Below are 11691 nucleotides of genomic sequence, written 5' to 3' on the forward strand. Positions count from 1 at the left end.
GGCGGGGCGGTGGGAGGCCGATGAGGACGACCTACTACACCACGATGTCGGCGCTGGCGGTGCTCTTCCTGTTCCCGCTGGTGTGGAGCGGCTGGTCCTCCTTCGACGGGGGAGCGGGCAACTACGCCGAGATGGCCCGCTTCGGCGAGGGCGTGGACGTCTACCTCGTCAACAGCGTGCTGGTGTCGGCGATGACCGTCGCCGGCACGCTGGTCGTCTCCGCGCTGGGCGGCTACGCCTTCGCCCGCTTCGACTTCCCCGGCAAGAACCTGCTCTTCCTCGTCACCCTGGCCATCCTGATGGTGCCGTACGCGACCATCCTGATCCCGCTGTACGTCCTGCTCGGCCACATCGGGCTGCAGAACTCCCTGGTGGGCCTGTCGCTGGTGTTCGTGATGTTCCAGTTGCCGTTCGCGCTGTTCATGATGCGCAACGCCTTCGAGGCGATCCCCCGGGAGCTGGAGGAGGCCGCCCTCGTCGACGGCTGCGGCACCTTCCGCGCCTTCCGGCGCATCCTGCTGCACGCCGTGCGGCCCGCCCTGGTCACCGTCGCGCTCTTCGCCTTCCTCGCCTCCTGGAACGATTTCTTCGCGCCGCTCATCCTGCTCAACGACGGGGCGAACTTCACCCTCCCGGTGGCCGTGGTCAGCATGACCCAGCGCACCTTCGGCGCCATCGACTACGGCATGCTGCAGGCCGGCGTCATGGTCATGGCCGTCCCCTGCCTGATCCTCTTCGTCGTCCTCCAGCGCCACTACGTGCGCGGATTCATGTCAGGAGCCCTGCGTGGTTAACCCCGTCACCCCCTCCGCAGGGGTGCTGTCCCCCCTCGGCCTCGACGCCGTACGGCTCGCCCCCGGTTTCTGGGGCGACCGGGCGGACCTCAACCGGGAGGTCATGATCGACCACTGCCTGGAGTGGATGGAACGGGAGGGCTGGATCGGCAACTTCCGCGGCGAGCGCCCCCGCCGCGGCAGGGAGTTCAGCGACTCCGAGGCGTACAAGCTGCTGGAGGCGATGGCCTGGGCCGGCCACCCCGGCCTGCCCGAGCTGGCCGCGACCGTCGCCGCCGCCCAGGAGGGCGACGGCTACCTCAACACCCGCTGGAGCCAGGGGCGCTACAGCGACTTCGAGTGGGGGCACGAGCTGTACTGCTACGGCCACCTCATCCAGGCCGGGGTGGCCCGGCTGCGCGCGCACGGAGAGGACGAGCTCACCGAGGTCGCCCGCCGGGCCGCCGACCACGTCTGCGGCCGCTTCATGGAGACCACCGAGACCTGCGGCCACCCCGTGGTGGAGATGGCGCTGGTCGAGCTGTACCGGGTCACCGGGACCGAACGCTACCTGGAGATGGCCCGGCGCTTCGTCGAACGGCGCGGCACGCCCGCCCTGGGACCGATCCACCTGGGCCGCGCCTACTTCCAGGACGACCTGCCGGTGCGCCGGGCGCGGGTGCTGCGCGGGCACGCCGTGCGGGCCCTGTACCTGTCCGCCGGCGCGGTGGACGTGGCCGTCGAGACCGGCGACGACGAACTGCTGCACGCGATCGAGGAGCAGTGGGAGAACACGGTCGCCCGGCGCACCCACCTGACCGGGGGGATGGGCTCGCGCCACGCCGACGAGTCCTTCGGCGAGGACTTCGAGCTCCCGGCCGACCGGGCCTACTCCGAGACCTGCGCGGGCATCGCCTCGATCATGCTCGCGCACCGGCTGCTGCTGGCCACCGGCCGGGCCCGCTACGCCGACCTCGCCGAACGCACCCTGTACAACGTGCTCGCCACCTCGCCGGCACTGGACGGCCGCTCGTTCTTCTACGCCAACCCCCTGCAGATGCGCGTCCCGCCCGAGCCGCGCGAGGGCGTCGTCCCCCACACCTCCGGGGTCGGGCTGCGCTCCTCCTGGTACGACGTGTCGTGCTGCCCGAACAACATCGCCCGCACCCTCGCCTCGCTCCCGGCCTACCTGGCCGCCGCCGACGGCGACGCCCTGCGCGTCCACCACTACGCGCCCGCCGAGATCCGCCACCGGGGCCTGACGCTCCGGCTGGAGACGGACTACCCCTGGTCCGGCACGGTGACCGCGCACGTCGTCGAGGGCCGTCCCGGACGGGTCGCCCTGCGCGTCCCCTCCTGGGCCGAGGGCGCCACCCTCACCCACGGCGGCACGACCCGCCCGGCCGGGCCCGGATACGTGACGGCCGAGGGCGACTGGCGTCCGGGCGACCGGATCCGGCTCGACCTGCCGATGCGGGCCCGCTGGACCTTCCCCGACCGGCGGGTGGACGCGGTGCGCGGGTGCGCCGCGGTCGAGCGCGGCCCGCTCGTCTACTGCGCAGAGTCGGCCGGCGACGAGCCGCCGCTGGCGCTGGTCAAGGTCCTCCCCGGACCGCCGGCCGAGCGGACGGCGGACGGGATCGTCGAGCTGGAGGCCCGGGCCTGCCTGGTCCCGCCCGCCGACACCGCCTGGCCCTACCGGAGCGGGAACGGGGACGCGGCCGGTCGGGGGGACGCGTCCGCGCGGGAGGACACGGACGTGCAGGAGGCCGCGGACGACGCGAGCGCCCCGGCCGGGCGGGAGGTCACCCTGAGGATGGTCCCGTACCACCGCTGGGGCAACCGCGGGCCGTCGAGCATGCGGGTGTGGCTGCCGCTGGCCTGAGGGGAGACCTCCGATCACGGGGACGCCTGATCGCGGGGACGCCTGATCGTGGGGAGGGCCGATCGCCGGAAGGTCTGATCGCGGGGAGGTCTGATCGCGGGGACGGTCGCCGGGCGCGGGGTCGACAATGTCGGTCATGAGCTCATCGCGACACGACCGTCCCCTGCCCCCGGCGCGCATCGAGGAGGTGGCCGACGGCGTCTACGCCTACCTGCAGCCCGACGGGAGCTGGTGGATCAACAACACGGGCTTCCTGGTCGGCCGCCATGGAGTCATCAGCGTGGACTCCTGCTCCACCGAACGCCGCGCCCGCGCCTACCGCGAGGCCATCGGCACCGTCACCGACCGGCCGATCAGGACGCTGATCAACACCCACCACCACGGTGACCACACCTTCGGGAACTTCGTCTTCCCCGAGGCGACCGTCGTCGGGCACGAGCGGACCAGGGAACTGGTCCTCGCCGAGGGGATTCCCGACTACCTCACGCTGGCCTGGACCGAGGCCGACTGGGGAGCCCTGGAGGTCAACCCCCCGTTCCTCACCTACACCGACGGGGTGACCGTCCACTCCGACGAGCTGCGCTGCGAGGTGCGGCACATCGGCCTTCCCGCCCACACGACCAACGACTCGATCGTGTGGATCCCCGAGCGGTCGCTGCTGTTCGCCGGGGACCTGGTGTTCAACGGCGGCACGCCGTTCGTGATGATGGGCTCGGTGACCGGGGCGATCACGGCCCTGGACCGGCTCAGGGAACTGGGCGCGGAGACGATCGTCCCCGGACACGGCGACGTGTGCGGGCCCGAGGTCATCGACACCGTCCAGGGTTACCTGCGGTTCGTGCTCGCCACCGCCGAGCGCGGCCGCGAGGCGGGGCTGTCCCCGCTGCGGGCCGCGCGCGAGACCGACCTCGGGGAGTACGCCGGGCTGCTCGACCCCGAACGCATCGTCGGCAATCTGCACCGGGCCTACGCGGAACTGGACGGCCTGCCCGCGGGCGAGCCGATCGACGTGGTCACGGCGGTGCTGGAGATGATCGACTACAACGGCGGCAAGCCGCTGACCTGCCTGGCCTGACCCTGGCCGACGGATCCGCAGGGTTTTGTACTGATCTTTAGTGATCAGCGGAACACCTGGCGATATCCAGGCGAAAGGGCGGTTGAGTCGCCGGGGGAGCCGTGCCACGTTGGGAGTGATCCTTCCGCCGGGGGAGGCCCCGGTGGAGGGATGTCTGCGATGTTCGCGGAGCGCGCGCTCTCCCGGGTCGTGTACGGCTCCCGCTACGACCGGGTGCCCAGGAACCAGCGGTCCTACGTCCGTCCCGGCGAGCGGCTCGCCCGCGAGGTCCGGTGGCGCCTGAGGATCGGCCGGACCCCCGTGCTGAGGTACCAGGACTACCGCGAGCGCATCCTGCTGGAAGGGGCCGAACGGTTCGTCACCTGCCGGCTGTGCGGGGAGACCCGTCAGCAGCCGCTGTTCCAGCGGGCGGGCGCGGGGCGCGGGGGGAACTACCGGGTGGTGCGCTGCCCGGCGTGCGGGCTCCTCTACCGCAACCCCGCCGTCCGGCCCGCCGCAACGGACACCCCGGCCACGGGCCGGGATCTCACCTCGCCCGCGGTCCGGGATCTCACCTCGCCCGCGGGCCGGGACCTCACCCCGCCCGCGGGCCGGGACCTGTCCCCGGTCGCGGCGCCCGTGACGTCCCCTCCGGCGACGCGGAACCGCGGGGAGCGCGGGCGCCCGGCCGACCGGCGGCGACGTTACCGGCTGACCATGGACGCCTTCGGCCCGGTGTTCTCGTCGGGTCACGGGCGGAGGCTGCTCGACGTCGGCCGTGGCGGCGGGCTCTTTCCCCGGCTCGCCGAGGAGCGCGGTTTCGAGGTGACCGGACTGGATCTCCCGGCCGGTTCCGTGGCCGCCGCCACCGCGCGGGCGGACGCCGGCGGTTTCGATGTGATCACCCTCTGGTCGGTCCTGGCCAGGCTCCCCAGGCCGCTGGAGGACCTCGGGTGCCTGCGCGGGCTGCTCGCCCCGGGCGGGGTGCTGCTGATCCTCACCGCGAACGCCGCCTCCCTGCAGCTCAAGGCGTACGGGAGCGGCTGGAGGGGGTTCACCCGGAACGGCCTCATGTTCTACTCGGCCGAGACCCTGGCCGCCCTGCTGAGCCGTACCGGATTCGCCGGGGTGGCCTTCGCCCCGTTCTACGGCGACGACGTCGAGGCGGGCGCCGTGGGGCTGCCCGGCCGGATGGACCGGCGGCTGCGCCGTAACGTCGAGACCGGCGGAGGCAAGATGCTCCGCGCCCTGGCCTTCGCCGACGAGGAGGCCATCGGCCGGTGGAGCGAGCGGCTGGGAGCCCGGAGCCCGACCTGACCGGAGCCCGGAGCCCCACGTGACCCGCGTGCTCGGTCGCGCTCCTCGGTCACGCTCCTCGGGCCCGGTCCTCTGCCCCGGCTCTGCCCCGGCCCCGCTCTGCCCCGGCCCCGGCTCTGCCCCGTCGCGGATCGGCGGCCGGGCGCCGCGCCGGTGTCCCCCAGGCGGTGGAAGGTGAAACCCGCGCCCCCGCTGACACGGGCCAGGCGGACCTCGGGTTCCTCGGGCGCCGGCCGGGCGCCGGGGTCGATCACGGCCTCGTACGCGTGACGCTCCCCCCTTCTGAGCGGGACCGGGACGCATCGCGCACGCGGATCGACCGCGGCGACGACCGCGTCCAGGGCGCGGTCGGCGTCCCCGCCCAGCTCGGCCAGCCAGGTGAACGGGTCGGCCTCCCGGAAGATCGGCGCGTCGGGGAAGCCGAACCTCACCCGGAGCGGCCCCGACACCTCCACGTCCAGACCGGCGTAGGAGTCCGGCCGGAAGGTCGGGTGGAGCTGCAGGACCCTGCCGATGGCCGCGGCGCCGTCGTCGGGGACGTTCATGGCCTCGCGGATCCTGCTCGCGGTGAGCCCGGCCAGCCCGACGAGCACCCGCGGTCCGGCCCGCCGGGCCGCCCGCTCGCCGTACCACCGGTTCACGCTGAGCAGGTACGCGCGGAAGAGCAGGTGGCTCTGGAGGGCGACCTCGTCCAGCACGGTCTGCAGCGCCGCGTGCGACAGGTCCTCCAGCCGGAGGTCCGGATCGAAGGGGCCGCCGTACCCGTCCAGCCCGCCCGGCTCGGCCGAGACCTTGCCCGAGGTGACCGGCAGCCGGGCGAGCAGCGACGCCTCCACCTCGGCCCGGCCGGGATGCGGCGCGAGGGGCTCGGCGCTCTCGGAGATCTCGACGCGCCAGCGGCAGTGCGGCATCCGGTCCGCGGGCACCCGGGGAGGGCGGTGGACCGGCAGGAACCGGGCGCGCGGGTTGGTGGCCGCGCCCGTCGCGTCGAACGTGGGGTCCTCGATGGTGTGGCACATGCCGCGGACCCAGTCCTCGCCCATGGGCTCGACGTCGAGGAGCGCGCCGCAGTGGGCCAGCTCGAACTCCCCGTGCCGTTCGTCGACCAGCCGCAGCCGGAAGTCCATGAACTGTGGCGGCGCGCCGATGTCGAGCTGGAGGTTCTTCAGGATGGACGAGACACCGTCGCCCCGGAAGCCCAGCGCCTCCTGCATCCGGATCGAGTAGACGGGGCTGGCCGCCGCCCACTCCTCGATGGCGACCCGCTCGGCCCCCGGCCGGCCGTCGCGTTCCAGCACCATCGGGACGCCGACGCGGTCCTGCAGGTGGCCGTGCAGCAGCCACTCCCTGCCGAGCACGGCGAGCGCCCCGCGGCGGAGGCGCTCCAGCCGGAAGCCGGGGTCGAACGGGCCGGAGTAGTCGGAAAGAAGTGTCACATCGATTCCTTCGCCGAACCGGGACCCTCAAACTAGACACGTGTCCAGGTCGCGGTCAACAGAGAACCGCAACACGTTCCTTTCCGGTAGGGGACGCGCTCGGCGCGCGGAGAGGCCCCCGGAGGATCATCGCCGCGGCAGGATCATCGTCACGCCGGGGACCGAGCCGACCGACGCCAGGGCGGCTCCCGCCTCCTGCAGGCCGATGGACCGGGTGACCAGCGCCTCCGGCCGCAGGCTCCCCCGGGCGACGGCCGCCAGCATCTCCGGGTAGGCGTGCGCGGCCATCCCGTGGCTGCCGAGGAGTTCGAGCTCGTGACCGATCACCCGGCCCATCGGCAGCGCGGTCAGCCCCGGCAGCAGGCCGATCTGGACGTGACGGCCCCGCCGGCGCAGGCCCTCGATCGAGGCCGTGCACGTCTCGGGGCTGCCGAGCGCGTCCACGGAGACGTGCGCGCCGCCCGAGGTCAGCTCCCTGACCCGCGCGGCGATCTCCGTGCCCGGGACGGCGGGGACGCAGGCGGCGGCGCCGAACCGCAGGGCCAGCTCAAGGGCGCCGGGGGAGACGTCCACGGCGATCACCCTGGCCCCGGCCGCGGCGGCGATCATGACGGCGGACAGGCCCACGCCGCCGCAGCCGTGCACGACCACCCACTCGTCCGGCCGGACCCGGCCCACGGCGGTGATCGCGCGGTACGAGGTGGCGAAGCGGCAGCCCAGGCTCGCGGCGGTGGAGAAGTCCATCTCCTCGGGGAGCCGCACCAGGTTCACCTCGGCGTGGTCGATCGCGACGTACTCCGCGAAGGAGCCCCAGTGGGTGAACCCCGGCTGGGTCTGGCGCTCGCAGACCTGCTGCTCCCCGGCGGCGCAGGCCGCGCACGAGCCGCAGGCGCAGACGAACGGGGCCGTCACCCGGTCGCCGGGCCGCCAGGAGACGACACCGGTGCCCACCGCCTCGACGACCCCGGAGAACTCGTGCCCCGGCACGTGGGGAAAGACCCGGATGTCCGGGTCGTGTCCTCGCCAGCCGTGCCAGTCGCTGCGGCACAGGCCGGTGGCCTCCACCCGGATCACCGCTCCGCCGGGCGGCGGCTCCGGGGCGGGCACCTCCCTGACCTCGAGATCGGCTCCGAAACCGTCGAAGAGCACCGCTCGCACCCGCCTGTCCCCCTCCCGGATCGCGCCCGGCCGCGCGTTCCGGCGGCCCGGCACCATTGTCGGCGCCCGGGGGACGCCGGGGAAAGCCGCAGGGCCGCCGACACCCCGCCGGAAGTCGGAGTCCCTGGTGAAGAGGTGTCCCGAGCACTGATTAGAGGGGTCATGCTGGGAGAGAGGCAGGGGGCACGAGACGGGACGAGCATCTACTGATCGGACGGTGTGATGGGGCAGAAAGTCGACAAGGACCGCTACTCCGAGGAGGAGTTCGTCCGCTTCAGGGCGAAGCTGGCGGAGCAGCTCGACAGCCTGCGCGAGGTGCTCGCGCGGCCCGGCTTCGGCGCGGGACCCGCGACCATCGGGGCCGAGCTGGAGATGTTCCTCATCACCCCCGACGGGCGGGCGCTGCCGCGCAACCACGAGGTGCAGGCCGCCGCGGGCGACGACCGGCTCACGCTGGAGCTGGGCAGGTTCAACCTGGAGGCGAACCTGACCCCGCTGCCGATCGAGGGGCGGCCGTTCACCGCACTGGTGCGCGAGGTGCGGGAGGTCATGGCCCTGGTGGACGCGGCGGCCGCGACGCAGGGGGGGCAGGCCGTGGCGATCGGCATCCTGCCCTCGCTCGGCGAGTTCGACTTCACCCACGAGACGCTGAGCGGGGAGGACCGCTACAAGGCGATGACCCGGGGCATGCGGCGTCTGCGCACCGAGCCGTTCCGGGTGCTGGTGGAAGGCGTCGAACGGCTGGAGCTCGAGGTCGAGGGGATGATCCTGGAGAGTGCCAACACCTCCTGGCAGGTCCACCTGCGTACCACCCCCGTCGACTTCGCCCGCGTCTACAACGCCGCGCAGCTCGCCATCGGGCCGGTCCTCGCGGTCAGCGGGAACTCCCCCTCCTTCCTGGGCAGGAAACTGTGGGAGGAGACGAGGATCGCGCTGTTCGAGGAGGCCGCCGACGACCGGGACGTGGAACGGCTCGACCGCAGGGACGGGCGGGTCTCCTTCGGGTCGAGCTGGACGCGCGGCATCGAGGAGATGTTCGCCACCTGCGTCCGCGACTACGAGCCGGTGCTGCCGATGATCACGGACTCCGGCGAGCCGGGCCCCGGCGGCGTCCCCGAGCTGGCCGAGCTGCGCCTGCACCAGGGCACGGTCTGGCTGTGGAACCGCCCGGTCTACGACCCGGGCGACGGGGGCCACCTGCGGGTGGAGATGCGCGCCCTGCCGGCCGGTCCGAGCTCGGCCGACATGGTGGCCAATTCCGCGTTCCTGCTCGGGCTGACCGCGGCCCTGGCCGTCCGGCCGGTGGAGGAGTTCCCCTTCGCCGGGGCCTACCGCAACTTCTACCGCGCCGCGACCCACGGCCTGGACGCGGCGATGAGCTGGCCCGGCCTGGACGAGGAGACCCCGGCCGACCGGCTCGCCCTGGACCTGCTGCCGCTCGCCGAGAGCGGGCTCGCCAGGATGGGCGTGGACGCCGACGAGATCCGGTGGACGCTGGACATCGTGCGCGAGCGCGTCACGCGCCGCCGTACCGGCGCGATCTGGCAGCGGGAGGCGACGGCACGCCTGGGCGGCGACCGGGAGGCGTGGGCCCGTATGGTCTGCCGGTACCGGGAGCTGGCCATGACCGGCGAACCCGTACACACCTGGCCTTTTTAACTGCACAGGGGATTTGAGTGACGGCATACTCATGAACTCCGCATCTTGATCCGCCCATCACGGCGGAACCGGACAGGGAGTGACCCCGCATGAGCCAGTTGAAGGCCGTACCGACGGAGCCGTTCGGGCTCAGGCGTGACGGGGGCGGCCTCGCGGCCGGGATCGCGGCCCTGGGGAAGGAGCTCGAGCGGGTCCCCCTCGCGGACGTGCTGGCCAGGGCGAACCGCGTCCTGGCCAGGAAGGGCAGGAACGGCGCCGGCGCGTTCACCGGGATGACCCCCAAGCCCGCCGACTGGTACTGCTTCGACAACGACGACAACGCCGTCAGGGAGTGGTACCCGCAGGGCCTCACGAGCGCCTCCGACGCCGGGATCGCCGGCGGCGGCGCGAGCGTGCTCGTGGTGAGCTGGTACCATACGCCGTCGTCCGGGGCCGAGCGCGGCGTGCGCCTGACCTTCCTCGACACCGCCACGCTGCGCTACCGGCACGTCCTGCTCGTCCGGGCCACCGCCGACGGCGACATCACGCCGATCAACATCCACGCCGGCGGTGTCGCCTGGTACGGCGATCTGCTCCACGTCGCCGACACCAGCCGGGGCCTGCGGGTCTTCGACCTCCGGGAGATCTTCGAGGTCGACGGGAAGGGCGCGCCCACGATCGGCAGGAAGGGCGGGGCGTACGAGGCGTTCGGCTACCGGTACGTGATGCCGCAGACCGACGCCTGGACCAGCACGAGCGGCACCGTCCGCTTCTCCTTCGCGGCCGTCGACCGTAGCACCGCCCCCGACACCCTGATCTCCGGCGAGTACGTCGACGAGGCCGGGGTGACCGGGCGGGTGGCGCGCTGGCCGCTGGCCGCCGGGGGCTCCCTGAACGCCCCCGCCGGGGGCGTCGTCCAGGCGGTGGACGCCTACGCGCTGCCCGCCAGGAAGATCCAGGGCGCGCTCTCCCACAACGGCACCTGGTACCTCAGCCAGAGCGCGGGCGCCGCCGGGAACGGCACCCTGATCGTGGTCGGCGACAGGCCGGCCAGGCGGTCCTACGCGGTGGGCCCGGAGGACCTCACCTGTGTCCGCGACCGGGGCACGCTGTGGACCGTGAGCGAGTTCGCCGGCAGGCGGGCGGTGTTCGGCGTGCCGCTCTGACCGGGAGGCGCGCGTCCCCGGCCGGATCCCAGGGGTGACGTGCCGCACCTCCCGGGCCCGAAGGGCGGCGCGCCGTCCCGGCCGGACCCGGAGGGGGCGTCGCGCCGGCGGGGGGCCGGTCAGTGCAGGGAGCCGCCGACCAGGCGGAGGTCGCCGCCCAGGGAGACCGAGACGGCGGCGGTCACGATCGCGGTGAGCGCCTGGGCGGCCACCGGGACGGGCATCGAGGGCGCGGCCCCGCCGAGGACCTGCTCGGGGGAGAACGGCACGTGCACGAGGCCCCCGCGGATGCCCGGACGCTCGGTGGCGATCAGGTGCATGAGGCCGTAGAAGACGTGGTTGCACAGGAACGTGCCGGCGCTCTGGGAGACGCTCGCGGGCACCCCGGCGGCCCGGGCCGCCGCGGCGCAGGCCTTCACCGGCAGCGTGGCGAAGTAGGCGGCCGGGCCGCCGGGCACCACCGGCCGGTCGATCGGCCGGTGCCCGGCGGCGTCCGGGACGCGGGCGTCGTCGAGGTTGACGGCCACCCGCTCCACCGTCACGTCCGGCCGGCCGCCGGCCTGCCCGACGCAGACCACCACCGCCGGGTCGTGCTCGGTCACCGCGGCGCGCAGCCGTTCCAGTGCCTCGCCGAACACGCAGGGCAGCAGCGCGGTCCGCACGCCGGGGACGAGCCCCACCGTCTCCCACGGCGGGTTGCCGGGTCCGTCGAGCGGTTCCAGGGCGACGAGCAGCGCGTTCCTCATCGGTTCTCCGCGGTCCTGACGTCCGGCGGCGGGGGCGACGACGAGGGCGACGGCGACGACGAGGGCGAGGGCGACGAGGGCGACGCCGGGGGTGGCGGTGACGGGCGGGAGGACGGCGGGGCCGCGGCCGCCGATCCCGGGGCGGGCAGGGCGCAGGCCGGGGTGCCGCCGGGCAGGCGGTGCCGGTTGGCGGCGACGAGCCGGTAGAGACCGTGGGCGGCCCACCGCACCGGCGGGAGGCGCAGCAGGAACCCCAGGGGGCTCCACGGGAGACCGGCGGCGATCAGCAGCCCGGCCACGGCCTGGGCCCCGCCGCGCACCCGGCCGCCCTCGATCCAGAGCACCTCGTACTCGGCACGCTCGCGCGTGACGCCCAGCGCGGCCAGGTCTGCCCTCTGCCAGGGGACGACCCGCGCACGGATCCCGACGAGACGCTCGGCGAGGCCGACACTCGTCGTGCAGAAACCGCAGTCGCCGTCGAAGACCAGTACAGGTTCTCCCGTCATGCCCACGACACT

The 11691-nt window shown here is 73.7% G+C and carries 9 protein-coding genes; 6 read left to right on the forward strand and 3 right to left on the reverse strand.

Annotation, left to right across the window (positions count from 1 at the left end):
- Window positions 1–20: 20 nt before the first annotated feature.
- The 4 genes from AB0G16_RS15910 to AB0G16_RS15925 all read left to right on the forward strand — a co-directional run bounded on the left by AB0G16_RS15910 (window position 21) and on the right by AB0G16_RS15925 (window position 5029).
- Complete coding sequence (locus AB0G16_RS15910) at window positions 21–794, forward strand: carbohydrate ABC transporter permease (protein ID WP_362804950.1); 774 nt, start codon at window positions 21–23, stop codon at window positions 792–794.
- Window positions 787–2658 carry a beta-L-arabinofuranosidase domain-containing protein gene (locus AB0G16_RS15915; protein WP_362804953.1) on the forward strand — a complete coding sequence of 624 codons (1872 nt, stop codon included), beginning with the start codon at window positions 787–789 and terminating at the stop codon, window positions 2656–2658. The genes AB0G16_RS15910 and AB0G16_RS15915 overlap by 8 nt, the downstream gene beginning before the upstream one ends.
- A gap of 136 nt (window positions 2659–2794) precedes the next feature.
- Window positions 2795–3733 carry an MBL fold metallo-hydrolase gene (locus tag AB0G16_RS15920; protein ID WP_362804956.1) on the forward strand — a complete coding sequence of 313 codons (939 nt, stop codon included), beginning with the start codon at window positions 2795–2797 and terminating at the stop codon, window positions 3731–3733.
- 159 nt (window positions 3734–3892) lie between these two features.
- Complete coding sequence (locus tag AB0G16_RS15925; RefSeq protein WP_362804958.1) at window positions 3893–5029, forward strand: class I SAM-dependent methyltransferase; 1137 nt, start codon at window positions 3893–3895, stop codon at window positions 5027–5029.
- Window positions 5030–6591: 1562 nt separating this feature from the next.
- Here the strand turns inward: AB0G16_RS15925 and AB0G16_RS15930 are convergent.
- Window positions 6592–7623: an alcohol dehydrogenase catalytic domain-containing protein gene (locus AB0G16_RS15930; protein WP_362804961.1), complete on the reverse strand. Its 1032-nt coding sequence runs from the start codon at window positions 7621–7623 to the stop codon at window positions 6592–6594.
- 222 nt (window positions 7624–7845) lie between these two features.
- On the opposite strand from AB0G16_RS15930, the gene AB0G16_RS15935 reads away from it, so the two are divergent.
- Window positions 7846–9282: a glutamate--cysteine ligase gene (locus tag AB0G16_RS15935; protein ID WP_362804964.1), complete on the forward strand. Its 1437-nt coding sequence runs from the start codon at window positions 7846–7848 to the stop codon at window positions 9280–9282.
- A gap of 89 nt (window positions 9283–9371) precedes the next feature.
- The gene (locus AB0G16_RS15940; protein WP_362804967.1) at window positions 9372–10427 is read left to right on the forward strand and encodes a hypothetical protein; all 1056 of its coding nucleotides are present in this window, start codon (window positions 9372–9374) and stop codon (window positions 10425–10427) included.
- A 119-nt stretch (window positions 10428–10546) separates the two neighbouring features.
- Here AB0G16_RS15940 and pcp read toward each other — a convergent pair whose 3' ends face one another.
- Together pcp and AB0G16_RS15950 are read right to left on the reverse strand one after the other, a co-directional pair.
- Window positions 10547–11173 (reverse strand): pyroglutamyl-peptidase I, encoded by a 627-nt coding sequence (pcp, locus tag AB0G16_RS15945; RefSeq protein ID WP_362804970.1) that lies wholly within the window; start codon window positions 11171–11173, stop codon window positions 10547–10549.
- Window positions 11170–11679 (reverse strand): DUF393 domain-containing protein, encoded by a 510-nt coding sequence (locus AB0G16_RS15950; protein WP_362804973.1) that lies wholly within the window; start codon window positions 11677–11679, stop codon window positions 11170–11172. The genes pcp and AB0G16_RS15950 overlap by 4 nt, the downstream gene beginning before the upstream one ends.
- Between the last annotated feature and the right edge of the window lie 12 nt (window positions 11680–11691).

It is taken from the genome of Streptosporangium sp. NPDC023615 (assembly GCF_040640155.1).
In the GTDB taxonomy this organism is placed as follows: Bacteria; Actinomycetota; Actinomycetes; order Streptosporangiales; family Streptosporangiaceae; genus Streptosporangium.

What these genes read in the sequence shown, in the direction of transcription:
- AB0G16_RS15910 (WP_362804950.1), top strand. Translation starts at nt 21, where the DNA reads ATGAGGACGACCTACTACACCACGATGTCGGCGCTGGCGGTGCTCTTC.
- AB0G16_RS15920 (WP_362804956.1), top strand. Translation starts at nt 2,795, where the DNA reads ATGAGCTCATCGCGACACGACCGTCCCCTGCCCCCGGCGCGCATCGAG.
- AB0G16_RS15925 (WP_362804958.1), top strand. Translation starts at nt 3,893, where the DNA reads ATGTTCGCGGAGCGCGCGCTCTCCCGGGTCGTGTACGGCTCCCGCTAC.
- AB0G16_RS15935 (WP_362804964.1), top strand. Translation starts at nt 7,846, where the DNA reads ATGGGGCAGAAAGTCGACAAGGACCGCTACTCCGAGGAGGAGTTCGTC.
- AB0G16_RS15940 (WP_362804967.1), top strand. Translation starts at nt 9,372, where the DNA reads ATGAGCCAGTTGAAGGCCGTACCGACGGAGCCGTTCGGGCTCAGGCGT.
- pcp (WP_362804970.1), bottom strand. Translation starts at nt 11,173, where the DNA reads ATGAGGAACGCGCTGCTCGTCGCCCTGGAACCGCTCGACGGACCCGGC.
- AB0G16_RS15950 (WP_362804973.1), bottom strand. Translation starts at nt 11,679, where the DNA reads ATGACGGGAGAACCTGTACTGGTCTTCGACGGCGACTGCGGTTTCTGC.